23 protein-coding genes, 1 tRNA gene and 2 pseudogenes are annotated in these 26,642 nt (G+C 61.6%); 15 read left to right on the top strand and 11 right to left on the bottom strand.

The annotated features are described in order from the left end of the window. Nucleotides 1-111: 111 nt before the first annotated feature. From E4Q23_RS17845 to E4Q23_RS17835, 3 genes are read left to right on the top strand one after another with little or no spacing between them, the layout of a single operon-like run. Complete coding sequence (locus tag E4Q23_RS17845; RefSeq protein ID WP_169067892.1) at nucleotides 112-1,665, top strand: eCIS core domain-containing protein; 1,554 nt, start codon at nucleotides 112-114, stop codon at nucleotides 1,663-1,665. Continuing rightward, nucleotides 1,662-2,009, top strand: a complete 348-nt coding sequence (locus E4Q23_RS17840) for a hypothetical protein (protein WP_169067891.1) — start codon at nucleotides 1,662-1,664, stop codon at nucleotides 2,007-2,009. The genes E4Q23_RS17845 and E4Q23_RS17840 overlap by 4 nt, the downstream gene beginning before the upstream one ends. Nucleotides 2,010-2,044: 35 nt before the next feature. After that, complete coding sequence (locus E4Q23_RS17835; RefSeq protein WP_169067890.1) at nucleotides 2,045-2,704, top strand: cupin domain-containing protein; 660 nt, start codon at nucleotides 2,045-2,047, stop codon at nucleotides 2,702-2,704. Nucleotides 2,705-3,551: 847 nt separating this feature from the next. Here the strand turns inward: E4Q23_RS17835 and nosD are convergent. From nosD to E4Q23_RS17815, 4 genes are all read right to left on the bottom strand, one after another. Further along, nucleotides 3,552-4,904, bottom strand: coding sequence for a nitrous oxide reductase family maturation protein NosD (gene nosD / locus E4Q23_RS17830; protein ID WP_169067889.1), 1,353 nt, complete (start codon nucleotides 4,902-4,904; stop codon nucleotides 3,552-3,554). Beyond that, on the bottom strand, nucleotides 4,871-5,590 hold the full coding sequence (gene dnaQ / locus E4Q23_RS17825; protein ID WP_169067888.1) for a DNA polymerase III subunit epsilon: 720 nt from the start codon (nucleotides 5,588-5,590) through the stop codon (nucleotides 4,871-4,873). The genes nosD and dnaQ overlap by 34 nt, the downstream gene beginning before the upstream one ends. 115 nt (nucleotides 5,591-5,705) lie before the next feature. Next, complete coding sequence (gene rnhA / locus E4Q23_RS17820) at nucleotides 5,706-6,161, bottom strand: ribonuclease HI (protein ID WP_169067887.1); 456 nt, start codon at nucleotides 6,159-6,161, stop codon at nucleotides 5,706-5,708. Nucleotides 6,162-6,167: 6 nt separating this feature from the next. After that, nucleotides 6,168-6,878, bottom strand: a complete 711-nt coding sequence (locus E4Q23_RS17815; protein WP_169067886.1) for a class I SAM-dependent methyltransferase — start codon at nucleotides 6,876-6,878, stop codon at nucleotides 6,168-6,170. 27 nt (nucleotides 6,879-6,905) lie between these two features. Between E4Q23_RS17815 and gloB the strand changes: the two genes are divergently transcribed. The 6 genes from gloB to E4Q23_RS24135 all read left to right on the top strand — a co-directional run bounded on the left by gloB (nucleotide 6,906) and on the right by E4Q23_RS24135 (nucleotide 14,800). Continuing rightward, nucleotides 6,906-7,667: a hydroxyacylglutathione hydrolase gene (gene gloB / locus E4Q23_RS17810; RefSeq protein WP_169067885.1), complete on the top strand. Its 762-nt coding sequence runs from the start codon at nucleotides 6,906-6,908 to the stop codon at nucleotides 7,665-7,667. A 191-nt stretch (nucleotides 7,668-7,858) separates the two neighbouring features. Then, on the top strand, nucleotides 7,859-11,164 hold the full coding sequence (locus E4Q23_RS17805) for a DUF748 domain-containing protein (RefSeq protein WP_169067884.1): 3,306 nt from the start codon (nucleotides 7,859-7,861) through the stop codon (nucleotides 11,162-11,164). A 54-nt stretch (nucleotides 11,165-11,218) separates the two neighbouring features. Beyond that, entirely contained in the window at nucleotides 11,219-12,565 is a 1,347-nt protein-coding gene (locus tag E4Q23_RS17800; protein ID WP_169067883.1) for a DNA recombination protein RmuC, read from the top strand. After that, nucleotides 12,562-13,038 (top strand): DUF3293 domain-containing protein, encoded by a 477-nt coding sequence (locus tag E4Q23_RS17795; RefSeq protein WP_169067882.1) that lies wholly within the window; start codon nucleotides 12,562-12,564, stop codon nucleotides 13,036-13,038. The genes E4Q23_RS17800 and E4Q23_RS17795 overlap by 4 nt, the downstream gene beginning before the upstream one ends. Nucleotides 13,039-13,128: 90 nt before the next feature. Then, a complete protein-coding gene (locus tag E4Q23_RS17790; protein ID WP_336511726.1) occupies nucleotides 13,129-14,586 on the top strand; it encodes an HDOD domain-containing protein in 1,458 nt (485 codons plus the stop codon). Beyond that, a complete protein-coding gene (locus E4Q23_RS24135; RefSeq protein WP_248595549.1) occupies nucleotides 14,558-14,800 on the top strand; it encodes a hypothetical protein in 243 nt (80 codons plus the stop codon). Before E4Q23_RS17790 ends, E4Q23_RS24135 begins: the two co-directional genes overlap by 29 nt. Before the next feature lie 35 nt (nucleotides 14,801-14,835). Here E4Q23_RS24135 and E4Q23_RS17785 read toward each other — a convergent pair. Next, nucleotides 14,836-15,631: pseudogene (locus E4Q23_RS17785) on the bottom strand (outer membrane protein assembly factor BamD). On the opposite strand from E4Q23_RS17785, the gene rluD reads away from it, so the two are divergent. Next, entirely contained in the window at nucleotides 15,630-16,781 is a 1,152-nt protein-coding gene (gene rluD, locus E4Q23_RS17780) for a 23S rRNA pseudouridine(1911/1915/1917) synthase RluD (protein ID WP_248595548.1), read from the top strand. The pseudogene E4Q23_RS17785 and the gene rluD overlap by 2 nt on opposite strands. After that, a complete protein-coding gene (gene pgeF, locus E4Q23_RS17775; protein WP_169067881.1) occupies nucleotides 16,759-17,571 on the top strand; it encodes a peptidoglycan editing factor PgeF in 813 nt (270 codons plus the stop codon). Before rluD ends, pgeF begins: the two co-directional genes overlap by 23 nt. Nucleotides 17,572-17,782: 211 nt before the next feature. Here pgeF and E4Q23_RS17770 read toward each other — a convergent pair whose 3' ends face one another. Continuing rightward, entirely contained in the window at nucleotides 17,783-18,067 is a 285-nt protein-coding gene (locus tag E4Q23_RS17770; protein WP_423753360.1) for a hypothetical protein, read from the bottom strand. A 306-nt stretch (nucleotides 18,068-18,373) separates the two neighbouring features. On the opposite strand from E4Q23_RS17770, the gene phbB reads away from it, so the two are divergent. Both phbB and phaR read left to right on the top strand, forming a co-directional pair. Then, entirely contained in the window at nucleotides 18,374-19,117 is a 744-nt protein-coding gene (gene phbB / locus E4Q23_RS17765; RefSeq protein WP_169067880.1) for an acetoacetyl-CoA reductase, read from the top strand. A gap of 166 nt (nucleotides 19,118-19,283) precedes the next feature. Further along, entirely contained in the window at nucleotides 19,284-19,862 is a 579-nt protein-coding gene (gene phaR, locus E4Q23_RS17760) for a polyhydroxyalkanoate synthesis repressor PhaR (protein WP_169067879.1), read from the top strand. Between the two features lie 141 nt (nucleotides 19,863-20,003). On the opposite strand, the gene E4Q23_RS17755 is transcribed toward phaR, so the two are convergent. The 5 genes from E4Q23_RS17755 to E4Q23_RS17735 all read right to left on the bottom strand — a co-directional run bounded on the left by E4Q23_RS17755 (nucleotide 20,004) and on the right by E4Q23_RS17735 (nucleotide 24,147). Next, a complete protein-coding gene (locus tag E4Q23_RS17755; RefSeq protein ID WP_169067878.1) occupies nucleotides 20,004-21,209 on the bottom strand; it encodes a sodium ion-translocating decarboxylase subunit beta in 1,206 nt (401 codons plus the stop codon). A 104-nt stretch (nucleotides 21,210-21,313) separates the two neighbouring features. Then, entirely contained in the window at nucleotides 21,314-21,712 is a 399-nt protein-coding gene (locus E4Q23_RS17750; RefSeq protein ID WP_169067877.1) for a biotin/lipoyl-containing protein, read from the bottom strand. A gap of 12 nt (nucleotides 21,713-21,724) precedes the next feature. After that, nucleotides 21,725-22,060, bottom strand: a complete 336-nt coding sequence (locus tag E4Q23_RS17745; RefSeq protein WP_169067876.1) for a hypothetical protein — start codon at nucleotides 22,058-22,060, stop codon at nucleotides 21,725-21,727. A gap of 26 nt (nucleotides 22,061-22,086) precedes the next feature. Further along, entirely contained in the window at nucleotides 22,087-23,640 is a 1,554-nt protein-coding gene (locus E4Q23_RS17740; RefSeq protein ID WP_169067875.1) for an acyl-CoA carboxylase subunit beta, read from the bottom strand. Nucleotides 23,641-24,060: 420 nt separating this feature from the next. After that, a tRNA-Leu gene (locus tag E4Q23_RS17735) sits at nucleotides 24,061-24,147 on the bottom strand. 38 nt (nucleotides 24,148-24,185) lie between these two features. Here E4Q23_RS17735 and rnr point away from each other — a divergent pair. Further along, entirely contained in the window at nucleotides 24,186-26,354 is a 2,169-nt protein-coding gene (gene rnr / locus E4Q23_RS17730) for a ribonuclease R (protein ID WP_169067874.1), read from the top strand. A 130-nt stretch (nucleotides 26,355-26,484) separates the two neighbouring features. After that, nucleotides 26,485-26,642, top strand: a pseudogene (locus E4Q23_RS24130) (MFS transporter); the annotation flags it as partial.

Below are 26,642 nucleotides of genomic sequence, written 5' to 3'. Positions count from 1 at the left end.
CACCTGACCATCCACATTACCTGGAACGACGCCGGCGGTGCACAACGCTTTTTGAGTTTCGCTAATGGTGAACGGCTGTTCCCGCGCTGAGCGCAAGGAAGGAGGGCGAAGATGACTTATCAGAGCAAGAAAACCTCGACGCGAAGCGAGGCTGCCGAGGCCGTGTTTCCTTCTCGCGGAGCGTCGACCGCTACGCCTGGCGTACCCAAATTCCTGACCGCACGCGGCAAGATGACGATGCGGCCGGCGCGCGACCAGCACGCCGAAGTCGATGCCGAGCGCGCTGGTGCGCGCATGCTGGCGGGAGGTGCCCGAAGTGCTCCCGACGTAACGCCGATCAGCAGGCGTCCGGGTGCGGATCGGCTCGGTGGGTGGCTGGCACGGCAGGCCAGCGCGGGCGAGCGGCTGCCTTCCGAATGGTCGGGACCACAGGATGTGCGCATCCATTCCGGCTCCAGCGCCGGGCGGATTGCGACCTCGATGGGTGCCAACGCGGTCACCGTCGGCAAGGATATTTTCTTCGCGCCCGGCCGCTATGCGCCAGGAACGCCGGGTGGCGATCGTCTGCTGGCGCACGAACTGGCGCACGTCGCCCAGCAGGGGGGCGAGCCACGCGCGCTGCAGTGTGACCTGATGCAAAGCATGCCGGTGGCGCTCGGTGTTTTCGAGATCGGCATGGCGACGCAGGCGGCACCACCCGGTCTGTCGGGAACGATTGCCTTTCAGCCGGATCCGAACGGGCCTTACTCGGCGGAGATCGGCCTCGTCCAGGCGGTCAACGCCACCGACGTTTCGGGAACGACGACGCCGTCTTCAGGTGCGCCGGTGGACTGGCGCAACATGGTCGACGGCAATACCGGCGTACAGGGCACCGAGGCCGGGCGCATGGAGCAGATGACGCCCGGCACGCCAGGCGGCGCCCCGGCCGGCTGGATGATCGACAACCTGCCCTCGGCGACCCCGCGCGGCGACGCCGGCTCGCCCAACTACATCGAACATTTTGGCGTCGGCGGTGACAACCAGTACGGCTGGCTGCGCTCGCCAACGGATTTCGGCGCGGCCTCCCTGTTCGATTTCCCCAGCCTGTCATTCGACAGCGATCTGGATTTCGAGACCGTCGCCAAGGGCACCGACAACCAGACGATATATGGCGCCATCTCGTGGGGCTTCCAGATTCGCAGTGGCGCGGTGCAGAACGAATACGCCAGCGTGCAGGACAGCGCCTCGGCAGTCTTCGACGAGGCCCTCGAGCGTTTCCGCGGTTACTATGTGCACGAGCCTGTCGTGCTCTATTTCGATACCAATCAGGATGTGCCGATGGCCGGCGAGGAGAGCAAGCTGGCGGATATCCCGGATTACCTGGATCGTTACCCCGATGTCACGGTGGCCATTGAAGGCAATGCCGACGTGCGTGGTGGCGAAGCCGCCAACGCCGATCTTTCGCAGCGCCGCGCCGATGTCGCAGAAAACCTGCTGTTGCTGGCCGGCGTCGATGCGACGCGCATTACCTTCTCCTTTGGCTTCGGCGAAACCGAGATCTTCTCCGAGCACGGCACGGCGCCGGGTGCCACGCAGCCGCGTGACGCGGGACGCTTGCGCGCCAATCGGCGCGTGGTGATCAGCTTCTCGCACACCGTTTCCAACCATCCCATCGTGATGCCGTGAGCGATGAAATCGCATCCCTCGTGGAACATATCCATCGTTCCCCCGAGCCCTTGCACGCGGATTTCACCGCTGAAGTGCGCGCGCTGGTACGCCTTGGCCTGCCCGCCGCCCGGGCAGTGCTGCCGCTGTTGATGTCCCCGGACGAACTGGCGCGTTTGCGTGCCCAACGGGTGCTCGAAGGGGTCAGCCGCCATGTGCTTGCCGATACCTGGGGCGGCGACTGGGCGCTTCTGTGGCACGACAACGGCGATTATCACTGGCGGGACGCTGCGGAGAAGCGGCAGGCGGCGGTGGACAGGTGGCTGGCCTGGCTCGATCAGGCCGTTGCCCGGGCGTCGGATTGATCTATCCTCGAGTGTTTCCACAGGACACCGCCCGCATGCTCAACATGAACTTCGCTGAAGCCGCGCACATTGATACCGCGACCGCGCCCTGGCAAGTCACCCCGATGCCCGGCGTGTGGCGCAAACCCCTGGCCCGCGAGGATGCCGAGCGTGGGCACGCGACGAGCATCGTTCGCTACGACGCCGGCGCTCGCTTCGCTCACCATCTGCATCCCGGCGGCGAAGAAATCCTCGTGCTCGAAGGCGTTTTCTCGGACGAAGACGGTGATTACGGACCCGGAAGCTATCTTCGCAATCCACCCGGCAGTGGCCATGCACCCTTTAGCGGGGAGGGTTGCGTGCTGTTCGTGAAGTTGCACCAATTTGCCGCTGGAGATACCGCCAGCGTGCGTATCGACACCGTCAGCGCGGCCTGGCTACCGGGCCAGGGCGGACTGCAGGTGATGCCGCTGCATTCGTACGAGGTCGAGCACGTGGCGCTCGTCAAATGGCCGGCCGGCGAACGCTTCGTGCCGCATCGGCACTGGGGAGGCGAGGAGATCTTCGTGCTCAGCGGCGAATTCATCGATGAACATGGCCGTTATCCTGCCGGTAGTTGGTTGCGCAGCCCGCACTTGAGCGCGCACTGCCCGTACACGGAAGTTGAAACGGTAATCTGGGTGAAGACCGGGCATTTGCAAGCGGGCGCAGAATAGGGCAAGTCCTCGTTCGCGGGCTGCTGAAGGCGCTTCGACGCTTATCGCGTTCCGCCCCAGGCGAGGGAAGGCTTTCGGGAGGGGAGCTAGCCCTGCTTTTTCTTCGCTGTTTCAGCCCTGAAGCATGAATGCTGCAGCCCGGTGTTTTCAAGGCCTGGCGGTCGTACCGCAGTCCAAAAAAACTTTCGACATCCTCCTGGCTGACTCCATCCCCCCGTCCTTTGCCGCCAACCATGCGCAATCTGACCGCCTCGGCGGCAAAAGCCGGCGTTACCGGCTGGGTCATGCGTCAGGGCTGAAGGCTGCGCTTGTTGTTGGACGATAGCGGCGCTGTGAGTCATAATGCTGAAATGAACGAATCACCTCCCCAGGATCCGCGTCGCCGGCTCCGTGAACTTCTCTCCATCCCCGAGCGCGATCGCAGCGATCCGCAATGGGATGAAATTATCGAGCTCGAAATTACCCTGGCTCCAGGAAACCGTGAGTCCGATCGAAATTCGGACCGCATGCCAGGACAACCGGAGAAGCGCCAGAACGCCTCCGGGCCAGGTCGTCGACCGGAGCAACGCAAGGCCGCCCCGACGGGCCCGCGCCCGGCTGGGCCTCCCCGCCAGCAGGAACAGCGGCAGCCTGCCGCGAGAGCAGAAGGTGCCGCGGATGGTACGTCGCTTGATGGGCGTTCGCCAGATTCCCGGGCGACACCCAAACGGCATGGCCGGCGGCCCAGGCGTCCACCCGAAACCCCCAGCGACAGCTGATAAGCCATACAGCCGATACCCGTTGCGGCCACTTGCGCGGTCGACACTGATGTCTGCCGCGCGTTTGTCGCCGGTTTTCCCTGCCGCAGCTATTGCTGGCGGTGGGCTTGCGGTTGCGAATCGCGCAGGACCAGCTTCGGCGAGGCAAACGGCGCCAGGCGTTCGAGGAAGTCGAGTAATTCGAGCACCGGTGAGCTACGAAAGAACTTGGCCATCGGTGTTTCGATCCAGATAAGGTCCGCGTAGGCCCAGATTTCGTGTGCGCTGTCGCCGACCCCGTCGGCGTTCTGATCGAAGCCCTGATAGTCGTCCCAGTAGTTGCCTCGCCATTCGTTGTGATCGCCCTGGCCGCTCTCGCCGACCAGCGCCTGCCAGAGATTGTGCTCGAAGCGATTGCGCAAGACGAGATGGCCACCCCTCTCGCCGTAGAAGCTGATTCCCGTGAAGTTGTGGGCGATGCGATTGTCGATCACCGTGATGCGGTTGATCGGATGGGTCGGCGAATCGGACATCAGGCCAACCGCACAGTGAATGATTTCATTGCCGTGAACCAGCGTCGTGCCGCTTTCCTTGAGGGCGATACCGGCGCCGCTGGCGTCCACGGAATGCATGATCTGATTGTTGCGGATGATGACGCCGCTTGAGTTGACGCTGGTAATGCCGGTCGAGTTGTTGGCAAAGCGGTTCCTCTCGATCAGCGTGCGGTGCGAAAAAAGCAGATTCAGCGCCCGGCGACTATCCGTGACGCGGTTGCCGATGAAGCGATTGTGGAGCGAGTTGCTGACCGTCATGTCGCGAATCCGTGCGATGTCGTTGTTCTCGATGCGGTTGCGCATGCTGTACCAGAGGCGGATGCCGTCGCCCCGGTCGGCAGGATCGCTGTGCCGGGAGCGGATGCGATTGCCGATGATGCGATTGTCGTTGGCGGCTTGCAGCGTGACTCCGAACAATACGTCGTCGATGACGTTGTTTTCAACCAGATTGTCGCTGCCGTTTTCGATCAACAGGCCCGAGTCGAGGCTGTCGTGCGAATCACCCGAGTGCTTCAGATGCAGTCCTCGTATGGTCACGCCAGTGGCGCGCACGGTCAGCACTGTGCCTTTGCCACCACCGTCGACGGTGATCTTGTCGTCGCCGTCGATGATTATCGCTCGGCTGATCACGGCCGGGCCAGCATAGGTGCCCGGTGGTGCGCGCAAGCGGCCTCCTGTCGGGGTGAGGTCGATCCAGGTTTGCAGCGGCGGCAATGTCACGGTCGACGCCGCGTGGGCGGCACTCAGCGCGGATAAATCCGGGACGACAAGTGAGGCGAGGAGAGGGGTCAGCAGTGCTGCGAGCAGGAAGCCGCGCACGCGCGCAGCGAGCAAGAGCAGGTGCTGAATGCGGTGAACGCGGTGAATGGCTTGAATCAGCTGCCGCCCTCCAAATGCAGCCACAGGCATTTGCCTTTGCTTGTTTCGTCAAGGTCTGCCAGCGCTTGCTGGTGTTCAGCGATTTCTTCGTCGCTGGCGCGCCTGACCACCTGGGCTTTGCGCCGACCCGAGGAGGGCAGCGGGCGGGCCGCTGCGATGCGGCTGGCGCTGTCATCGCCGAGATCGATGATCAGACTTTCCTGGCCGCGGGTCATTGCCAGATAGACTTCGGCGAGAATTTCAGCGTCGAGCAGGGCGCCGTGCAGGGTCCGCTGCGAGTTGTCGACCCCGTAGCGGTCGCACAGCGCGTTGAGGTTGTTCTTCTTGCCGGGATGCAGATCCTTGGCCATGCGCAGAGTGTCGCAGACGGCGTGACAGATGGTATCCAGCGGAGCCATGTCGAGCATGGCCAGTTCAGCGTTCAGAAAGCCAAGGTCGAAAGCGGCGTTGTGGATGACCAGTTCTGCACCGCGCACGAAATCGAGAAACTCGGCGGCAACGTCGGCAAAATGCGGCTTGTCGAGCAGGAATTCACGGCTGATGCCGTGCACCGCCAGGGCACCGGCGTCAATATCCCGCTCGGGATTCAGGTAGCGGTGGAAATGGTGATTGGTCTGGCGTCGGTTGCACATCTCGACGCCAGCGATTTCGATGATGCGGTGGCCAAGCCTGTGCTCCAGGCCGGTGGTTTCGGTATCGAGAAAGATCTGGCGCATGGGCATTGTCCATTGCTGGTTAAGAACTCGCGATGGCGCGGATTCTGTGGTCGGCGCGGGCGGGTGGCTGGTGTCGGTCCTTGGGCAGGCGGCGGCCGAGGGCGCAGGTCAGTGCTCAGGAGGTCTTGGCACGCAGCTCGTCCATGCCGCGATTGGCGAGTACGTCGGCTCGTTCGTTGCCGGCATGCCCGGCATGTCCCTTGACCCAGAACCACGTGATCTGGTGCCGGCTGGCCGCTTCGTCGAGACGTTGCCAGAGGTCGGCGTTTTTCACCGGTTTCTTGTCCGAGGTGCGCCAGCCATTGCGCTTCCAGTTGTGAATCCAGGCACTGATGCCTTTTTGCACGTACTGTGAGTCGGTGTGCAGGTGCACCGTTGCGGGTCCGTTAAGCGCCTCGAGGGCGCAAATGGCGGCCGTCAGTTCCATGCGGTTGTTGGTCGTGTCTCGCTCCCCGCCCCACAGTTCCTTTGTTTTCTCGCCGGCCTGCAGGAGCGCGCCCCAGCCGCCCGGCCCGGGATTGCCGCGACAGCCGCCGTCGGCGTGGATGATAACGACTTGCTGATCATTCATGTCTTGCTATTTCCTTTTTTTTCTGAGCACCGACAGCGCCTTGCGCGGCGCGGCCTTCTGTTTCCAGCTCGGCAGGATCAGGCGCATGCTATGCACGCGCTTGACCGCGCGCAGTACGTAGACGCCGCCGGCAAAATTCCACCAGCGCTGGCCGCTGGCTTCCAGGAAATGCCAACGCTTGAGCCAGCGGTCGTTTCGGAAGGGCGGGGCGTAGCAGCCAAAGCTACAGTGCTCGGCCTCAAAGCCGAGTAATTGCAGCCAGTCCTTGAGGCGCTGCAGCGAAAGGTAGCGACCATTCCAGGGAAAGTGTTGCGGGCAGTTGGGTAGCCGGCGACGCAGGCCCCAGATCGAGATTGGATTGAAACCGGCAATAATTACTTCGCCTTCGGGAATCAGAACACGTTCCACCTCGCGTAGAATCTGGTGCGGGTCGTCGTCGAACTCAAGGCTATGCGCCATGACCACCAGATCGATGCTGTGAGCGGCGAAGGGAAGTTGCCGCAGGTCGCAGAGGACATCGACCTGGCCCGAGTCGTGCACCAGTTGGCGGAGGGGGATGCGGTTCTGCGCGAGCAGGTCGAATTGTGGCAGGCCCAACTGAATCGCATTGTAGCCGAACACGTCGGCGACCATTTTGTCGACAGTGGCCTGTTCCCAGGCCATGACGTACCGTCCCTGCGGCGTTTGAAGCCAGGCGTCGAGGCCAGCAATTGACATTTTCCGCAGTTCTTCCAAAATTGAGCGATGTTCGACGTCATCCGCATTCCAGCCTTCAAGGATAACTACATCTGGTTGTTGCGCAAAGGCGCGTCAGCGGCCGTGGTTGATCCAGGTGATGCACGCCCGGTGCTCGAGGTTCTTGAGCGTGAAGGCCTGTCGCTGAGCACCATTTTCGTCACCCATCACCACGCCGATCATCAGGGTGGGGTGATGAGTCTTCTTGCCCATCACCCGGCCGAGGTGTTCGCACCCGCGGCGGAATCGATTGCTGGCGTGAGCAAACCCTTACACGGTGGAGAAAGCATTCGCGCGGCTTTCTGCGACATAGGGTTCCAGGTCCTCGCCGTTCCCGGACACACGCTTGGGCACATTGCCTATTATGGCGCAGGCTGCCTGTTCTGTGGCGATACCCTGTTCGCTGGCGGTTGCGGACGTCTGTTCGAAGGCAGCGCAGCGCAACTGTTCGACTCGCTATCGCGCTTGGCCAGCTTGCCCGACGAGACAGCGGTCTATTGTGCTCACGAATATACCGAGGCCAATCTACGCTTTGCACTGGCGGTGGAGCCCGCTAATCGCTGTCTGCAAAGGCGGGTCAATGAAGTCGCGGTGGCACGCGCCAAGGGCTGGTCGACGGTACCATCGACGATCGCGATCGAGAAGGCCACCAATCCCTTCCTGCGCTGCGCCGCGCCGGAAGTGGTCGCGTCGGCGCGGCGCCGGGTACCCGAGGCGGCCGATGAGGTCGCCGTGTTTGCCGCGCTGCGCGAATGGAAGAACAGCTTCTGAATCGCCCTTCAACTGGGTTCGGCTGTTGCGGTGCTTTCATGGCCACGGCGAATGCGGGAAGCTCGCCTTCGTGCTAAATTCGCGCCTCCTCCAGCCAGCTTGCGGCCTGCTGCCATGACCGAAACAACAGATACTGCCAAGCTACGGCCTCCATCGAACTGAAGAAATACGTGCTGCGCCTCGCGCTTGCCATGCTCGTTTTCAGCGTGCTCGGCTTCCTCGGTCTGCCGCTGCTTGCCAAGTGGGTACTGGTCGACCAGCTCAGCAAGACCTTGCAGCGGCCGGTGGCAGTGGAAAGCGTGCGCATAAACCCCTACACATTGTTGGTCCAAGTCGCGGGATTTGCGATTCAGGAGAAGGGTGGTGGCGAGACTGTGGCGGCTTTCGACAGTCTGCAGGTGGACGCTGAGTGGAGTTCGCTATGGCGTGGCGGGCCGGTGATCAGTGAGCTGAGCCTGGTCGCACCGACCGTCCGAGTGGTGCGTCTGGCCGACGGGCGCTTCAACTTCTCCGACTTGATTGATGAGTTCGCCGCCCAGCCGGCGTCGGACGCCCCGACACCCCTGTTTTCGCTCAACAACATCCAGATCTCGCGCGGGAAGATCGATTTCGACGATCAGATGCTTGCTGAAAAGCACCAGCTCGGCGAGCTGAATATCGGCTTGCCGTTTATCTCCAGCTTGCCGCAGGCGACCGCAATATTCGTCGAGCCGACTTTTTCGGCATCGATCAATGGCTCGCCGCTGCTTGTGCAGGGCAAGAGCAAGCCTTTTGACGCATCGATGGAAAGCGACGTGGCATTCGAACTGCGCGACGTGCAACTGGGCAAGTATATCGATTACCTGCCGCATGGCTTGCCGATCGAGGTCGTTTCCGGCGCACTTGACAGCGATCTCAAGCTGGCTTTCCAGCATCAGGAGGAAGGACGTTCGACGCTGGTGATTTCGGGTGGCGTCGCGCTCAAGGATTTGGTCGTCAAGAATGCTGCCGGTGCCCCGCTGCTTTCCTTGCGTCGTCTGGATGTGGTGGTCGGCAGCCTGGATCCGCTGAATGGCAAGTTTGTGATCGACCGGGTGTCGCTCGAGGAGCCAGAGATACACGCACGGGTCAGCACGCAGGGAAGCATTGACTGGGTCGACTTTTTCAGCGCGAAACAGGCCTCCCCGCGGCGGCCGGTATCTGAAGACGAAGCGAGGGCGAAGAGTTCGCCGCTCGAGTGGTCGCTGGGCGAAGCCGAAATCACTGGCGGGGCCTTGCGCTGGCGCGACGAGTCGCGTGGAGAGCCGTTCGATGCACGCGTTGACGGGCTTGCCGCCAGGCTGAGGAATGTCGACAGCAAGAGCAGCGCAGCGAGCGAGTTCGATCTGGCGTTCAGCCTGGATGCCGAGCCATGGGTCAAGCTCAAGGCGTTCTCGGTGCAGGGCGGCCGTTTCGATCTCGCCAAGCGCGAAGTGCTCATTGGTGAAGTTGCGGTGCGCGACGCGATGCTGCTGATCCGGCGTACCGCAGACGGCAGCATCCTGTTTGTCGAGCCGCCGTCCTTGCGCGCCGTCGAAGCCGCACAGGAAGATTCGTCGAAGCCGTGGGAGTTGACGCTCGCCAAGTACCGTGGGGAAAACCTCGGCTTGCGCTTTGAAGATTCCGTCATGTCGCCGGTAGTGGTGCACAGCATCGAAGCGATGAAGGTGGATGCCGAGAACCTGTCTACCGAGCCCGGCACGACCGCCAGGATCGCGACGCGTTTCAGAGTCAACACGAAGGGCGACGTCGAGGTCGGCGGCACCGTCAAGTTTTTTCCACTCCTTACCGAGCTCAAGCTTGCCGTCAAGACGCTGGAACTGATACCGCTGCAACCATATTTTACGGAGCAGTTGAACGTCGTCCTTTCGAGTGGCCAGGTGAGTTTGAGTGGCGATGTGCGCATGCGGCAGGCGCCCGCGGCAGGTGCTGCCGAGGCCGGCAAGCTGGCGGGAAGTTTCACCGGGGAAGTGGTGGTAGCCAACTTCGCGGCGGTCGACAAGCTCGATTCCTCCGACTTCCTGAAGTGGAAATCCTTGTCGTTTGCCAACATCGACGCGCGCCTGAATCCGAACTCGCTGTCGATCGCCGAGGTGGGGCTGGCGCAGTTTTTTGCGCGCGTGGTCATCGACCCGCAGGGCAAGCTCAATCTCTCGCAGATCGTGCGCGAATCCGGGGCGGCCGCTGCCGGGGCGGCCGATAAAGCCAAGCAGGCGACTGCCGTGATCGCTGCGGAAGGCAAGGCAGTCGCGCCGGTTGCTACCGCAGAACCGCCGCAGCTGCCGATAAAGGTCGGCAAGATCAACTTGCGCGGCGGCGACATCAAGTTCAGTGACCATTTCATCAAGCCGAACTACTCGGCCGATTTGAAGAAGATCGGTGGCACGATCAGTGGCCTCTCTTCGGCAGATGGCAGCCTTGCAACGCTGGATCTACGTGGGAGCTACGACAACATTGCACCGCTGACCATAGCCGGTCAGCTCAACCCGCTGATTGCTGATCCCTTTCTTGACCTCAAGGCAGACGTCAAGGGTATCGAATTGACCGCGCTTTCGCCGTACTCCAGCAAGTACGCGGGCTATGCAATCGACAAAGGCAAGTTGTCGTTGTTCGTCAAGTACAAAATCGAGAAGAAGCAACTGACTGCCGAGAATCGGATTTTTCTCGATCAACTGACTTTTGGTGAAGCGGTCGATAGCCCGGAGGCCACCAGGCTGCCGGTGAGCCTCGCCGTTGCCCTGCTCAAGAACAGCAAGGGGGAAATCGACATCAATCTGCCGGTTGCGGGTTCGCTCGATGACCCGGAATTCAGCATTGGCGGGGTGCTTGGCGAGTTGATCGGCAATCTTCTGGTCAAGGTCGTTACCTCACCTTTCGCTTTGCTGGGTTCGGTATTCGGCGGTGGCGAAGAGCTGTCGAACGTCGAGTTCGACCCCGGTCGGGCGTCGCTTGCCGGCTCGGCGAAGCCACGCCTTGAAGCACTGGCCAAGGCCTTGCTTGAGCGGCCCGCTCTCAAGCTCGAGATTACCGGACAGGCCGATTCGGAGAACGACCCCGAGGGCTTGAAGCGCGCTCGACTCGACAGCAAACTGCGGGCGTTGAAGAGCGAGGCCGGCAAGAAGGGCGATGCCGATGTCGCGGTGGGGACGATAGACATGGACAGCGAGGAGTATCCGGAGCTGCTGGAGCGTGTCTACCGTGACGAGGACTTCGAGAAGCCGCGCAACATGCTCGGGATAGCGAAGAGCCTGCCGGTTGCCGAAATGGAGACACTGATTCTCGCCAATACGGTGCTTGATGAGCAGGATCTGCGCGATCTGGCCGATCGGCGGGCCAAAGCAGTCCGCGACTGGCTGCTCGTCGAGAAAGTTCCGGCAGAGCGCCTGTTCCTGCACCCGGCCGAGATCGTCAAGACGGACGACAAGTCGGAATCGTCCGCGCAGGGCAAGGGAAACCGGGTTGTATTCTCCCTGCTGTAGAGGCTTGCACGCTTCACTTCCCGAGCTTGCGGCCGGTCTTTCCGAGGCAAGTCAGTGAGCCAGGCCTGGTTGTATGCGGTGAGTGCGCTGGCGCTGGTGCTGATCGTTCTGCAGCTCGCACTGCTGTTGCGCGCGGGAACGACGCGCGAGGTGCTGGCGGTCCGTTTGCGCGACCTGCAAGGGGGCCTGGAGCGGCTGGAGCGGGATTTGCGACAGGAGTTGTCGCTGGGTCGGCAGGAGGCGGCAAGCACCGCGCGTGGTGATCGCGAGGAGCAGTCGCAGTCGCTGAACCGCGTCTCACAGACCCTTGCCTCGCAGTTGGCCCAGTTGGGGCGTTTGCAGGCGCAGCAGCTCGAATCCTTCGCGCAGCAACTGGCGCGTCTGACGAACAGTAACGAGCAGCGCTTCGAGCAGCTACGCCGGGCACTTGAGGCCCGCCTTGGGGCGATGCAGGCCGACAACGCCAGCAAGCTTGAAGAGATGCGCCGCACGGTCGATGAAAAACTGCATGCCACGCTGGAGCAGCGCCTCGGCGAGTCGTTCAAGCTGGTCAGCGATCGCCTCGAGCAGGTGCACAAAGGGCTTGGCGAAATGCAGACCCTGGCCGCCGGCGTCGGCGATCTGAAGAAGGTGCTGACCAACGTCAAGACCCGTGGCAGCTGGGGGGAAGTGCAGCTGGAGACGCTCCTCGATCAGTTGCTGACTAGCGAGCAATACGGCAAGAACGTGGCCACGCGGCCGGAGTCGTCGGAACGCGTCGAGTTCGCCATTCGTTTGCCCGGTCGCGCGATCGGCGACGACGAGCAACGGCCGGTGTGGCTGCCGATCGACGCAAAATTCCCGCTCGAGGATTATCAGCGTTTGCTCGAGGCGCAGGAACGGGCTGATCCGCTGGCCTCGGCAACGGCAATCAAGGCGCTGGAAGTTCGCCTGCGTGACGAAGCGCGAAAGATTCACGACAAGTACGTTGAACCGCCATACACCACCGATTTCGCGATCCTCTATCTGCCGACCGAGGGCCTCTATGCCGAAGCCTTGCGGCGACCGGGACTGGTGGACAGCCTGCAGCGCGATCTGCGCATCTGTATCGCCGGGCCGACGACGCTGGCGGCGCTACTAAACAGCCTGCAGATGGGTTTTCGAACTCTGGCCATCGAGCGCCGATCGTCGGAAGTGTGGGCGGTTCTCGGCGCCATCAAGACCGAGTTTGGCAAGTTCGGCGAGGTGCTCGAGGCCACGCACAGGAAGCTCGAGCAGGCTAGCCGCAGTATCGAAGCAGCTGGCGTGCGGACGCGGCAGATCGAGCGCAAGCTGCGTGGCGTGGAAGCCCTGCCGGCAAGCGAGGTGCGTTCGCGGCTGGGTGATCTGGAAGACCTTGGCGCGCTGGGCGAGGAGCCGTGAGCAGGGCCGAGGCCGCGCTGGAAGCTGCATTCCTGGCGACGACCTATCGGGTGGAGACTCCCGAGCGCGTGTTCGACTTGCGCATCGGCCTCGTCAGCTCTGAGTTCGATGAATTTCTGCGCCGTCAGCCAGCTTCGCTTGCGCCGCTGGACGCCCCTGCAGCGTCCGTGAGCCAAGCGATCGGCTGGGGAATCGTGACCGCCTACAATCCCGGAGAGCGGCTCGCGGATCACCAGAACGAGCCTCGCCAGCGCCGTTTGCGCGAGCGAATCGCCGCTTCGGCTTGCACTTTCTTCGCCGCCAGCAACATCGCCGATGGCGACGAGGATCACCATGCTGGCTGGCCGGTGGAACCGAGTTACCTCGTCTTCCCTGTCGATGAGCAGCAGGTCGCTGCCCTTGGTCGTGCTTTCAGCCAGCTCGCGGTCGTCTATGGAGAAACGGGTTTGGCGCCGCGCTTGCTGTGGCTGTGAGGGGAAGTTGCGTGGCGGCTGTGACTTTTTCCACACGGCTCGCGAAGGCAGGACGCCTAGAATAATGTTTTTTGCAAGCGAGCGAAATCCGTGAGCAAGGACCTTGGACGTTTCGAGCTGATTAGTGAGCAGGGTCGAGGCACCCGGAGCGGCGTCGATCTGGTGCCCGAAACGCCGGCGCCGGTGGCAGATTCACGGCAGAGCACGATCGAATTCCTGCTCCGGCGGATGCGCCACCAGAGCGATTTCCCGGCGCTGTCGGAGTCGGTCGGGGCGATCAACCGGATCACTGCTTCGGAAAATCAGAACCTCGCCGAGCTCTCGAACACGATCCTCAAGGATTTTTCCCTGACCAACAAGATTCTGCGGATGGTGAACTCGGTGCACTATCGGCAGGCCGGTGGCGGCAGCATCAGCACCGTGTCGCGGGCGATCGTCGTTCTCGGTCTTGATGCGGTGCGCAGCATCGCCATTACGGTGATGCTTTTCGAGCACTTGCAGAACAAGGACAATGCCGATCAGCTCAAGGAAGAGTTCCTGCGCGCCAATCTGGCCGGTCTTCTGGCCAAGGAGCTCGCCAGCAAAAGCGCGACGCGCGGGGATGTCGAGCAGGCCTTCATCTGCTCGATGTTCCATAACCTCGGCCGTCTGCTGAGCCAGTACTATTTCCCGGAAGAAAGCGCCGAGATCCGGCGCCTGGCGCAGCAGAAAGACTGCGCCGACGATCTGGCGGCACAGCAGGTTCTCGGTCTCTCGTTCGAAGACCTCGGCGTCGGCATCGCGCAGAGCTGGGGTTTCCCGCGGCTGATCGTCAGCAGCATGCGCAAGCTGCCAGTCGGGAGTGTTCGCCGCCCGGTAAATGCGGAAGATCGCTTGCGCGTGCTGGCAGCATTGTCCAACGAGTTGTGTAGTCTGCTCGCCGCTGCCGGAGGCGAACAGCCGCAGAAGGATTTGCGCCGGATTGTTCTGCGTTTTGGCGACGTGATAGAGCTCGACGAGCAGGGCCTGCAGAGAACGCTGCGCAAGTCATTCGAGCAGATGTCGCAGTTTGCCGGCATCATGCACCTCGATCTGCAGAAGACCCTTCTGGGCAAGCAGATGCAGGCCTGGGGCGGCGCAGCGGGGCGACCAGCATGTGCCGCAGAGCGGCGGGCCGCGGAGGATGGTCTCGCCGGTACGATTCTCCCCGATGTCTCCCCGCTGCCGGCGGTCGATGATGTCAGGCCCGCTGCGGCCGGCGCCTCAGCGAGCAGCGAAGCCATTCTGATGGCCGGGATTCAGGACGTCAGCAACGCCCTGATCAGTGATTTCAATCTCAATGATGTGCTACGCATCATCCTGGAAACGATCTATCGGGCGAAGGGCTTCAAGAACGTCATCCTGTGTGTTCGCGACGGGCGCAGCAACGCCATGCTCGGTCGTTTCGGTTTTGGCCCGCAGGCTCCGGAGATTGCCGTACGCTTTCGGTTTTCGCTGGTGTTCAGCGCCGACATTTTTTCATGCGGCCCTAGCCAACGGGGTGGATATTCTGATCGGCGATACCCGTGACGCGAAGATCGCGCCACGTATCCCGGCCTGGTATCGCCAGGCGGTGACGGCGGAAACATTCGTCGTCTTTCCGCTCTGCGTCAGGGGTAACCCCGTGGCGATGATCTACGCCGACCGCCAGCGGGCAGGGGAGATCGTCATCGCCGAGCAAGAGCTGTCCTTGCTGAGAACCCTGCGCAATCAGGCAGTGCTGGCCATCAAGCAGTCAATCTGAGCGGTCTGGGCGAGGCGGTTGCGAGTGCGTCTGGCTTACCAGAGCTTCCACCACGGTTCCTGACGATCGAGGCCGCGCTGATAGTATTCGCTGTTCGGGTAGTTTTTGCGCATGACGCGTTCGGCGTCGTCGCGCAGATCGTGCAGGCCAATGGCGTCGTAAGCCTTGACCATGATGAACAGCGCTTCTTCGCTGGACGGCGTGTCAGGATAGTTGATCATCGCGAACTGGGCGCGATTCGCGGCTGCCAGATAGGCGCCGCGTTTCATGTAGTAGCGTGCCACGTGCAGTTCGAGGCGCGCCAATGCGTTGACCAGGTATTTCATGCGCAGTAGCGCATCGGGGGGTGTACTTGCTGTTCGGAAAGCGGGTGACGAGCTCCTTGAAGGAGTCGAAGGATTCACGGGCCCCCTTCGGGTCGCGTTCAGTCATGTCCTGATTGCTGATCGAACCGAGAAGACCGAGATCTTCGTTGAAGTTGATTAGACCGCGCAGGTAATACACGTAGTCGACATTCGGATGGTTCGGATGCAGCTTGATGAAGCGGTCACAGGCGGCGATCGCCGAGGCCGGCTCCAGATCTTTCCAATAGGCATAGGCAATCTCGATCTGCGCTTGCTGGGCATAGCGCCCGTAGGGATAGCGCGACTCCAGCTTCTCGAAGTACTTGATGGCCGTGGTGTAGGAGCCGTCATTGAGCGCATTCTTGGCTTCGGTATAAAGCTTGTTGGCCGACCAGCCGACGGTCTCATCCTTGCTGTCGGGAAGAAGCCCGCAGCCAGTGACCAGCAAGGCGAGGAAAAGGGTTGCGATAACCGCTAAACTACGCATGATGAAAAACCCACAGAAGAAAGAAGCACTGGCGGAGGAGGCGACGCGGAACAGCGAGCTTGCGGATTATAGCGCAAACCCCCGGATTGCCCTGAGCGTACCTGGCGATTGCAGCGGTCAACGGCTAGACCAGGTTCTTGCGCGCTTGCTCTCGCAGCACTCGCGCAGCCGTCTACAGAACTGGATACGTGAGGGCCGCGTGACGGTAAGCGGTGAGTGCGTCGTCGAGCCTCGGCAGAAACTATGGGCTGGCGAAAGCATCGAAGTTGCCGAAGTGCCGGACGAACGAGCCGAATCCTCGGCGCCCGAAGATATCCCCCTGCAGGTGGTGTATGAGGACGACTGCCTGATCGTCCTCAACAAACCCGTCGGCTTGGTGGTTCATCCGGGTAACGGCAACTGGAGCGGGACTTTGCTTAACGCTCTGTTGCACTACGCGCCGCAACTCGACAAAGTGCCGCGGGCGGGTATCGTGCATCGGCTGGACAAGGATACCAGTGGGCTGATGGTGGTCGCCAAGACGCTCGAGGCGCAGACCGATCTGGTCAGGCAGTTGCAGGCACGCTCAGTGAAGCGCTGCTATCAGGCCCTGGTGCGGGGCATCGTCGAGCGTGCGGGTAGCGTCGACGCTCCCATCGGCCGGCATCCGACCTTGCGCACCAGCATGGCCGTGGTGCGCACCGGTAAACCGGCACGTACGCACTACCGTGTTCTGGAGCCGTTTCTCGCCTGCACGCTGATTGAATGCGCGCTTGAAACCGGGCGGACGCACCAGATTCGCGTGCACATGACTTCGATCGGGCATCCCCTGGTCGGCGACCCGACCTACGGTAGCGGTGCCAGCCGCGTGCCCCGCCTGGTAGAATTTCCGCGCCAGGCGCTGCACGCCTGCCGTTTGTCGCTGACTCATCCGGGTACTGGCAAGGCCATGCTCTGGCGCTCGGGCTTGCCAGACGATATGGCGGCCCTGATCGACAGCGTGCGACTGGAGGCGGTCACGGCGCGCGCTGGCGAGTGCGTCAGCGACGAGGAACTGGCAGATGATTGGGACGATGACGATTGGGACGATGACGATGACGGCCCGGAAGTAATTATCGTCGACGGTGACGGTGACTGCGAAGACGACGATGAGGAGCTGGGTGAGCAGTAAGGGCTGCTTGTTTCCCGACTGGCCGGCACCGAGGCGGGTGCGCAGCCTGATCACCGGTCGCGACGGTGGCGTGAGCCTTGCGCCGTACGCCAGCCTCAACCTTGGCGCCCACGTCGGTGATGATGCGCTCGCCGTTGCCGAAAATCGTCGCCGTCTTGCCGATCATCTACCGGCATTGCCCTGCTGGTTGGAGCAGGTGCACGGCACGACCCTGGTGGACGCTGCCGGCCTTGGCGTCGCCGAGGTGCCGGTGGCCGATGGCGCATTTGCGCGTGCTCCCGGTGTCGTCTGTGCGGTGATGACCGCCGACTGTCTGCCGGTCTTGCTCTGCGACCAATCGGGCAGCGTGGTTGCTGCGGTGCATGCCGGTTGGCGCGGTTTGCAGGCCGGTATACTGGAACGGGCGGTGGAAGCGCTGGCTGTGCCCGGTGTGCGGTTGCTGGCCTATCTGGGTCCCGCCATTGGCCCGCAGGCCTTCGAGGTTGGTGAAGAGGTGCGTAGCGCATTCGTCGGTGCACACCAGGAGGCTGCTGCGGCATTCCTGCCGGTGTCACAGGATTGGCCGGCAAGAAATATCCCTGCGGCTAATGGGCCAACGGCGCAGCAGCCTGCGCGCAAATGGCTGGCCGACATCTACCTGTTGGCCCGGCAAAGCCTGCAGCGCGCGGGTGTCGACGCCATCTACGGCGGGGGTGGCTGTACGCTGCGCGAAGCCGAGCGCTTCTTTTCCTATCGGCGAGATGGCGTGACGGGGCGGATGGCCGCGTTGATCTGGCTGGCGGACGCTTAATGTGAAAGTCGCGCAAGCGACTCACGAACCTCCCTTCTCCCCCTGCGGGAGAAGGGGCGGGGGTGAGACGGGGAATTCGGGGAGCATGCTCCCTGCCCGGCGAACGATTCCGGCGTGTAAGCCGGAATGCGCACTGCAAGTGAGAGGGGGGACGGTCATGACTTTCATCATCCGGGGTATCTCGACTGTCATGAGCGTTAGCCAGAAATCGTCAGCGATCCTGCGGCGGGTGGTCGTTTGCGCCACCCCTGGTCTCGCTCCTGGTGTCACTGGCGTTGCTGGCCATCCTGGCGGCGCGACGACGACGCGTCGGGCCGCCGAAAAGCCAGAGCAGCAGTGCCGTCGGCAGCAGGCCGTAGAAGGTCAGGCTCAGTATCCCGGCAACGACGCTGCTTTCGGTCAGCGCCATCAATACAGTAACGTACAGCCAGCCGATCACGATGATATACATGCCGGCATTATAGTGTGCCAGGATGCTCTGGGGGGGCGCTCGCACTGCGCATTTGCTTCGTGCACGGTGCGTTCGCTGGACTGTTTGATTCCGCCGTGTGCGCGGCTTGCTCAACTTCGCTGCCCAGGGGCTCGTCAACAGCTGATCGTCGTGGGAGAATGGCGGGTGGCGTTTTCGCCGGGGGCTGGGCAGGCTCTGGGGAAATTGCCGCACCTTGTCTGCTTTTCGTGCAGGACTGAAGATTTTTGCCGAACCGAGGTGGTGTTCCCGCCTGGCTTGGTCAGCAGATGTTGTAATCGTGGTGGTGGATTGCCGCCAATCGTTTCATTCGTCAACAGGAAAGGAAGAGTTATGACGCAACGTGTTGCTTTGGTTACAGGTGCCATGGGTGGGCTTGGCACTGCTATCTGCCAGGAACTGGCGAAGGCCGGTCACAAGGTGGTTGCTGCCTACCATCCGGAGTTCGACAAGCCGGACGAGTGGAACAAAGCCATGGCCGAGGCCGGCTTCAACGATTTCATCTGTGTTGCCGGCGACGTCGCCAGCTACGATTCCTGCGTGGCCATGGTCGCCGAGGCTGAAGCCAAGGCAGGTCCGGTCGACATTCTGGTCAACAACGCCGGAATTACTCGCGACAAGATGTTCGGAAGGATGGAGGAGGCGCAGTGGAATGCCGTGATCGCGACTAATCTGTCGAGCCTTTTCAACATGACCAAGCAGGTTTCGGCGAAGATGGCCGAGCGTGGCTGGGGACGGATCATCAACATCTCCTCGGTCAATGGGCTGCGCGGCCAGGCTGGTCAGACCAACTATTCGGCGGCCAAGGCCGGCGTGATTGGTTTCAGCAAGGCGCTCGCGGCCGAACTCGCCGCCAAGAACGTTACGGTCAATGCCATTTGCCCGGGCTACGTGGCGACTCAGATGGTTCTGGCCATCAAACCGGAGATCCTGCAGAGCATCATCGACACCGTGCCGATGAAGCGTCTGGCCAAGCCGGAAGAGATCGGTGGCGCGTGTGCCTATCTCGCTTCGGATATTGCCGGCTTCATGACCGGTTCGACGATGAACATTTGCGGTGGTCTCTACTACCAGTAAGTCGTTTTTTTGTTGCACCTTGGTCAAGACAGGCCCCGCGAGGGGCCTGTTTTTTTTGCCAAGGGTTTTTGCCAAGGGTTTTTGCTAAGGTATAATTGTGCTGCACCGCACCATGAGACGCTAGGCCGCGCTCGTTGAATTACCTGCAGATGGAGGAAGTATCGTCATGCCCGAGCAGCTGCGACTGATCAAGAAATACCCCAATCGTCGCCTTTACGATACCAAGACCAGCGCCTACATCACGCTGACCGATGTAAAGGACCTTGTCCTGTCCCGTGAGGTTTTCAGTGTTCTGGATGCCAAGACCGGCGAAGACATTACGCGCGCGATTCTGCTGCAGATCATTCTTGAGGAGGAAGCGTCGGGCGCGCCGCTGTTTACGGCCGATCTTCTGGCGCAAATGATCCGCTTCTACGGTCATGCGATGCAGGGCATGCTCGGCAAGTACCTGGAGACGAGCGTCAAGTCCTTTGTCGATTTCCAGAAGAAGTTGCAGGAGCAGTCGCAGTCCCTCTATGGGGAAAGCAACAGCCAGATGCAGAACGACATGTGGTCGCAGTTCATGAATTTCCAGGGCCCGGCGATGCAGACGATGATGACCACCTATATGGAGCAGAGCCGGAAGATGCTTCACCAGATGCAGGACCAGCTCAAAACGCAGACCCGCACACTGTTCAACGGCATACCCCTGCCGGGGTTTCCGGCCGATTCCACCAAACAGCCGCACGACTCCGAACAGAAATAAGGGCGTCCTTGTGATCTCTACAGGGCCTTGCTGCAAGGCCTTGTCGCTGACCATGAATGGCTTGTTGTGTTTTAACAGCAAACAGCGCCTGACTACTCGCGTAGTCAGGCGCTGTTACGTGAGCAGGCCTCTGCCTACCGCTTAGCGCAAGAGCGAGATGAAGGTCGCGGCGATGATCGCCGAAGTGATCACCCCGCTGATGTTCGCTCCCAGCGCATGCGGCATGATGATCGCATGCGGATTGGCTGCCATGGCCACTTTCTGGACGATCTTGGCGGTGGTCGGTACGCAACTCACGCCTGCGATGCCGACGATCGGGTTGAACTTGCCGCCGCTCCAGAAGTACAGAATGTAACCACCCGCCAGACCGCCAAGCGCCGAAACTCCCAGAGCCAGCATGCCCAGAAGCAGCAGCTTCAAGACCGTTGGGTCGAGCAGCGTGTTCGCTTCACAGAGAACGCCCAGGGTCAGGCCGAGGAAGAAAGTGGCCCCGTAGAGGAAAGTTTCGCCGAGCAGCTTGGCGAAGTTCTCGAGGCCGCTTTCACGCACTGCGACGCCAACAAACAGCGAGAAGAACAAGGGCGCCGCCACCGGAAAGAGCAGGCACAGTAGCGTGCAGGCGACGACGGCGAAGATCAGCTTCTGCGAACGGCTGATCCTCGGCCCCTGATCGGCAGCCATGCTGATGCCGCGAATGTGCTTCGGTACCAGCCACTTGATCATGTACGGGTAGACGCCGTAGGTCAGGCCGAGGTAAAGGTAGCCAACGACGGTGATCGACACGAACAGATGCTTGGCGAGAACCAGTGAAGTGAACAGCACCATCGGACCATCGGCGCCGCCGATGGTGGCGACCGACGCTGCTTCGGGTGCCGTGAGGCCGAGAGCAATGGCGAAGGGGAAGACCACGAAAGTGCCAAGTTCGGCGAACAGGGCGATGAACATGCTCTGGAACGGGCGGGCCATGACGTAGCCGACATCCAGAAGCACGCCGATACCCATGAACACCAGACAGGCGATCAGGCCGTTGCTGAAGGTGAGCGTGTATATCGGCTGCAACCAGTCGATCTGCAAAATGTTGATCAACTGGAGCGGGTCGGTAATCAAGGGATCGACGAAGAGCGTTCCCGGCTTGCCGCCTTCGAGGAACATCACCGCCGCGTTTACCGAGGACATGCCCATGCCCATCGGAATCATCAGCAGAGGTTCCAGGACGTTCCGAGAGCCCAGATAGATGAGCAGGAAGCCCAGCAACATCAGGAAGATACGCCCCATCATGATCTGCGGCTCGGCGGCGATCAGAGTGGCTACACCCTGGAACAGATCGAGAAAATTTATGCTTTCCATGCGCTTCAGTCCTCGTACCTAGCCGCGGCGCCCACCGCTCCGCTTGTCGGCGTGTACACCGACTCGCGGAGCATGTGGGGTGTCGGGTTTCGGCTGATATCCGCTCACGCGATTGTCAACAGGGGCTGTCCGCCCTCGATGGGATCGCCGGCAGCGACCAGTACTCGCGTCACCTGACCGGCACGGGTCGCGATCACTGGCGTCTTCATTTTCATGGCTTCGAGGACCATCAGTCGGTCACCAGCGGCCACCGACTGACCCACCTTGACGTTGACTTCGACGACGGTGCCACCCATCCCGGCGAGGATATCGCCGTCGCCAGCGGAAGCGCCAGCTGCGGCGGACGGCGCCGCGGCGGCCGCAGCTGGCGCGCTTCCCCCGGCCTGTGGCGCGGCGGCCACGGCCGCGGGCGCTGCTGATGGCGCCGATTGACCGGCATTGAGTTCCAGTACGCTGACGTCGTATTCGCGTCCGTTGACCGTGACCTTGAATTGTCTGGGCATGTGTTGCTCCTGTTAGCGGTGGCTTCGGCCGGGCGAGTGGCCCGGCGTATGTGATGAATGTTGGGCGGCGCGACCGCCGACTGCCCAGCCGTGGCTGGGTTGTGAAATGCGCAAGACGCGGTGCGGGCCAATGGCCGCGAAGATCGCCGCCGACAAGGCCGCGACGTCTTCGTCCGGAACGCCGAGGAACACTGGGCAAACGTCTCCGGTCGGGACTTCGACCGCTGGGCGCTTTTCCATCCTGCCGGTCACTACAACCAGCACTTTGATCAATACGGCGACGACCAACGACACTACAATGGCGATGCCGTAGACCTGTAGCGATGTGATGATGGCGGTTGTAATCATGGGGTTTTTCTTCCTTCCATCGCCGGTTACATGGGGATGTTGCCGTGTTTCTTGGTCGGCCTGAGTTCATGCTTGTCGAGCACTTTGCGCAGGGCCAGGGCAACCATCCAGCGGGTGTCTTGTGGCTCGATCACGTCGGTAATGTAGAAGTTGCTGGCCGACACGTAGGGTGAGGCGAACTTTTCGCGGTATTCCTGTGCCATTTCGGCGGCTTTCGCCGATTGATCGTCTGCCGCCGCGATTTCCTTGCGATAGAGAATCTTGACCGCCGCTTCGGCACCCATGACCGCGATCTCGGCCGTTGGCCAGGCGAAGACCATGTCCGCGCCCATTTCCTGGCTGCACATGGCGAGATACGAGCCACCATAAGCCTTGCGCAGGATGACCGTAATTTTCGGGGTGGTGCAGGAGCCGTAGGCAAACAGCATTTTCGCGCCATGGCGAATGATGCCGCCACGCTCCTGTTCGACGCCGGGCAGGAAACCGGGGACATCGACCAGCGTCACAACCGGCACGTTGAAGACGTTGCAGGTGCGAACGAAGCGCGCCACCTTGTCGGCCGCATTGAGGTCGAGGGCGCCGGCCATGACCATTGGCTGGTTGGCGACCAGGCCGACGACGACGCCGCTGATGCGCGCGAAGCCGACAATGATGTTGCGAGCAAAGCCCGCATGCACTTCGAGCAGCTCGCCATTGTCCACCAGACGGCGAATGACGGCGTACATGTCGAGCGGTTCCGACGGGCTATCCGGGATGCAGTCGTTGATGCCCGGATCTTCCATCTCCTCGATCGGCACCGACAGGTCGTGCGGCGGATCCTCGGTATTGTTGGCCGGCAGGTAGGAGAGCAGTTGCTTGACCACACCGATGGCGTGCTGGTCGTCTTCGGCGATGAAATGGGCGTTGCCACTGATCGTGGCGTGCATCTCGGCGCCGCCGACTTCGGCCATCGTCGTCGCGCGTCCGGTCACTGCTTTGATGACCTGCGGACCGGTCAGGAACATGTGCGCGTTTTCGCGAGTCATGATCACGAAATCCATCAGCGCCGGCGAGTATGCCGCGCCACCCGCGCAGGGACCACAGATCACCGCGATCTGCGGGACGACGCCGGAGAGCAGGACGTTCGAGTAGAAGACGTCGCCGTAGCCCGAAAGTGCATCGACACCTTCCTGAATGCGCGCGCCGCCTGAATCCTTGAAGGCCACCACCGGCACACCGTTCTTGAGGGCGTGGCGCATGGTGCGGTTGATCTTTCTGGCCTGCATCTTGCCAAGTGTTCCAGCGACGACGCTGAAGTCCTGGCTGAAAGCGGCGACCTGCATGTCGCCGACGTAGCCGGTGCCGCAGACTACGCCGTCGGCGGGCAGCATTTTCTCGGCCATGCCGAAGTTGGTGGCACTGTGCGAGGCATGCAGGCCTAGTTCCTGAAACGTTCCCTCGACAAAGAGGGATCCAAGGCGTTCGCGAGCCGACAGCAAACCCTTGGCGTGCAGCGCTTCCAACTTTTCTGGGCTGACGTTTTCCGTCAGCTGTGTGCGCTTGTTGCGCAGCTTATCTATTAATTCCGGTCGTATCGTCATCGGGAATCCTAACGGTTGGCAAAGTTTGAACTTACTCGCAGCAGCGGGGCTGGCGACTTTCCGGCAGCGTAGTATCCACACTTTTGTAGGTGCTGGCTAGTGGTTGTGAAAATCATTTACACGGAGCCCTCGACCGGAAAAATCGCCTCCCGGGAGCCGCTCGCGCTGGCTGGAGCAGGCCGTCGCTGGCCCGGCCGAAGGCGCGGATCGACGGGATCGTGCCAGCGCTGGCAGGGAAAAAAAACGCGACCTGGAGGTTTGCGCGTCGCGCAGGGAAGCGAGGCCATCGTAAGCGTAGTCGGCGTACAATTCGCCGTGGCCGGCCCTGGCCTTGCCGGGCGGGGTTGGACGGGCAAGGGAATTGCGCTGCTCAGACGCAAAAAAAAGCCCTGATTGATCAGAGCTTCTGTTGTTTAAGACTGGTGCCCAAGAGAGGAATCGAACCTCCACGGTGTTGCCACCACTAGGACCTGAACCTAGCGCGTCTACCAATTTCGCCACCTGGGCATTTCCAGAGAGGCCGAATTCTATAGGAACAAAAGAAAATGTCAATAAGCAAACTATCAACAGTACGCCGTGCCGACCCCTATCTTGAGCGTGAGTTGAAGACCTATGAACAGCCCTTGCCGTCGCGCGAGTACATCCTGCAGATCCTTGAGGAGCAGGGCAAGCCGGTGAGCTTCGACGCGCTGTGCGTCTTGCTCGACATCCGCAACCACGAACTGGAGCTCCTGCAGCGCCGCTTGCGGGCGATGGAGCGTGAAGCGCAACTGCTGCGTAACCGCAAAGGTTCGTTCATTCTCCCCGAGCGCGCCAGCCTGATTGCCGGGCGAATCGAGGGACACCCGGATGGCTACGGCTTCCTGGTTCCCGACGATGCCGGCGAAGACCTGTTTCTCGAAGCCAGGCAGATGGCCAAGGCCTTGCACGGTGACCGCGCCCTGGTGCGTGTCGTCGGCGTCGATCGTCGAGGGCGTCGCGAAGGCGTTATCGTCGAAGTCATCGAGCGGGCGAACAGCCGCGTTGTCGGCCGGGTACTGGTCGAGCACGGCATCACGCTGGTTGTTCCCGAGAATCGGCGCATCAACCAGGACATTCTGGTGACGCCGGACAGCAGGAGCGGCGTGCGCTCGGGTGAGGTGGTCACCGTCGAAATCATCGAGCAACCCGGTCGTCATTCGAAGCCGATCGGACGCATCGTCGAAGTGCTCGGCAACTACGCCGATCCGGGCATGGAGATAGAAATCGCCCTGCGCAAGCACGAGCTGCCCTTCGAGTTCTCGAGTGGCGCTCTCGCAGAGGCGGCGCAACTTCCGGAGCGGCTCAGGCCCTCAGATAGCGAGGGAAGAAAAGATCTGCGCGCGCTACCTCTGGTAACCATCGATGGCGAGACGGCGAGAGACTTCGACGACGCGGTTTTCGCCGAGCGCCAGGGCGCTGGCTGGCGCCTGGTGGTGGCAATCGCCGATGTCAGCCACTATGTGCAGCCGGGGACGGCGCTCGATCGTGAGGCGAGCGAGCGCGGAAATTCGGTCTATTTTCCGCGCCGGGTGATTCCGATGCTGCCGGAAAAACTTTCGAATGGCCTGTGTTCGCTGAACCCCGACGTCGATCGCCTGGCGATGGTGTGCGACATGGCCATCGACGCCGGCGGCGTGATCACCGATTACGAATTCTATGCAGCCATTTTTCGTTCGCAGGCACGTTTGACCTATGACCAGGTCTGGAACTGGCTGGCCGGGACGGCGCAGCCTGAAAGCGAGGTTCATCGCCGCCTGCAGCCACAGCTGCAGGCGCTCTACGCCTTGTTCAAAGTCTTGAGCGAAGCGCGTGGCAAACGCGGCGCCATCGATTTCGAAACCATCGAGACGATGATGCTGTTCAATGAGCAGGGCAAGATCGACAACATCGTTCCGGTGCACCGTAACGACGCGCACCGCGTGATCGAGGAGTGCATGCTGGCCGCGAATGTCTGCGCCTCGGGATTTCTGCAGGCCAACCGGCATCCTTGCCTGTACCGCATTCACGAAGGGCCGACCCCTGAGAAACTCACGGCCTTGCGCAATTTCCTCAAGGAATTTGCCCTTGGCCTCGGTGGCGGCGACGATCCGACCGCCAGCGATTATGCTGACTTGCTGGCAAGCATCCAGGAGCGTCCGGACGCGCAGTTGCTGCAGACGGTGATGCTCCGTTCTCTGCGTCAAGCCCAGTACAGCCCTGACAATGTCGGCCATTTCGGTCTTTCCTACGAGCATTACACGCACTTCACTTCACCCATCCGGCGCTATCCGGACCTCCTGGTACACCGCTCGATCAAGGCGGCACTCGCCGGCACGAGCTACTTGCCGGGCAAATGGGCGGAGATCGGCATGCACTGCTCGCAGACCGAGCGCCGTGCCGACGAGGCGACGCGCGACGTCAGCAACTGGCTGAAGTGTTACTACATGCGTGACCGAATTGGCGAAACCTTTGCCGGAACGATTGCGGCGGTGGTACCTTTCGGCGTTTTTGTTGCCCTCGATGAGGTCTATGTCGAGGGGCTGGTGCATGTTTCGGAACTCGGCGAGGATTACTTTCAGTACGACAGCACCCGGCATCAGATGCTTGGCGAGCGCACGGCAAAACGCTATCGCCTCGGTGACCGCTTGCAGGTAAAACTGGTCAAGGCCGATCTCGAAACCGGGCGCATCGACTTCGTGCTGGCCGACGGCTAGGTGTTTGGCGTTTTTGCAGGCTTCCCGCTGCAAAAACGTCGTCGCTGCGGTCACCGTCGATCGGCGGCTACGCACTGCTTTGCTGCATCACACTCTTCGAGACGCGCGCCTTCTTTGAAAGGAAGATTGCATGAGTTCCCAGTTTGGTCTGCTCAAGGCCCGTCGCTTCGCGCCTTTCTTCGGTACGCAGTTTCTCGGCGCCTTCAACGACAACCTGTACAAGAATGCGCTGGTCGTGTTGCTCACTTTTCAGGCCGCGAGCTGGACGACGCTGACTCCCGAGGTTCT

The sequence above is a fragment of the Candidatus Accumulibacter phosphatis genome, assembly GCF_012939955.1.
Lineage (GTDB): Bacteria > Pseudomonadota > Gammaproteobacteria > Burkholderiales > Rhodocyclaceae > Accumulibacter > Accumulibacter delftensis.
The sequence above is the reverse complement of the archived record's forward strand: the minus strand, read 5'-3'. Positions and strand labels throughout refer to the sequence as shown.

Bases quoted from the DNA above. Each gene is read 5' to 3' on its own strand.
- E4Q23_RS17845 (WP_169067892.1), top strand. From the start codon at position 112: ATGACTTATCAGAGCAAGAAAACCTCGACGCGAAGCGAGGCTGCCGAG.
- E4Q23_RS17835 (WP_169067890.1), top strand. From the start codon at position 2,045: ATGCTCAACATGAACTTCGCTGAAGCCGCGCACATTGATACCGCGACC.
- nosD (WP_169067889.1), bottom strand. From the start codon at position 4,904: ATGCCTGTGGCTGCATTTGGAGGGCGGCAGCTGATTCAAGCCATTCAC.
- dnaQ (WP_169067888.1), bottom strand. From the start codon at position 5,590: ATGCGCCAGATCTTTCTCGATACCGAAACCACCGGCCTGGAGCACAGG.
- rnhA (WP_169067887.1), bottom strand. From the start codon at position 6,161: ATGAATGATCAGCAAGTCGTTATCATCCACGCCGACGGCGGCTGTCGC.
- E4Q23_RS17815 (WP_169067886.1), bottom strand. From the start codon at position 6,878: ATGTCAATTGCTGGCCTCGACGCCTGGCTTCAAACGCCGCAGGGACGG.
- gloB (WP_169067885.1), top strand. From the start codon at position 6,906: ATGTTCGACGTCATCCGCATTCCAGCCTTCAAGGATAACTACATCTGG.
- E4Q23_RS17805 (WP_169067884.1), top strand. From the start codon at position 7,859: ATGCTCGTTTTCAGCGTGCTCGGCTTCCTCGGTCTGCCGCTGCTTGCC.
- rluD (WP_248595548.1), top strand. From the start codon at position 15,630: ATGATGAAAAACCCACAGAAGAAAGAAGCACTGGCGGAGGAGGCGACG.
- pgeF (WP_169067881.1), top strand. From the start codon at position 16,759: ATGAGGAGCTGGGTGAGCAGTAAGGGCTGCTTGTTTCCCGACTGGCCG.
- phbB (WP_169067880.1), top strand. From the start codon at position 18,374: ATGACGCAACGTGTTGCTTTGGTTACAGGTGCCATGGGTGGGCTTGGC.
- phaR (WP_169067879.1), top strand. From the start codon at position 19,284: ATGCCCGAGCAGCTGCGACTGATCAAGAAATACCCCAATCGTCGCCTT.
- E4Q23_RS17755 (WP_169067878.1), bottom strand. From the start codon at position 21,209: ATGGAAAGCATAAATTTTCTCGATCTGTTCCAGGGTGTAGCCACTCTG.
- E4Q23_RS17750 (WP_169067877.1), bottom strand. From the start codon at position 21,712: ATGCCCAGACAATTCAAGGTCACGGTCAACGGACGCGAATACGACGTC.
- E4Q23_RS17745 (WP_169067876.1), bottom strand. From the start codon at position 22,060: ATGATTACAACCGCCATCATCACATCGCTACAGGTCTACGGCATCGCC.
- E4Q23_RS17740 (WP_169067875.1), bottom strand. From the start codon at position 23,640: ATGACGATACGACCGGAATTAATAGATAAGCTGCGCAACAAGCGCACA.
- rnr (WP_169067874.1), top strand. From the start codon at position 24,186: ATGTCAATAAGCAAACTATCAACAGTACGCCGTGCCGACCCCTATCTT.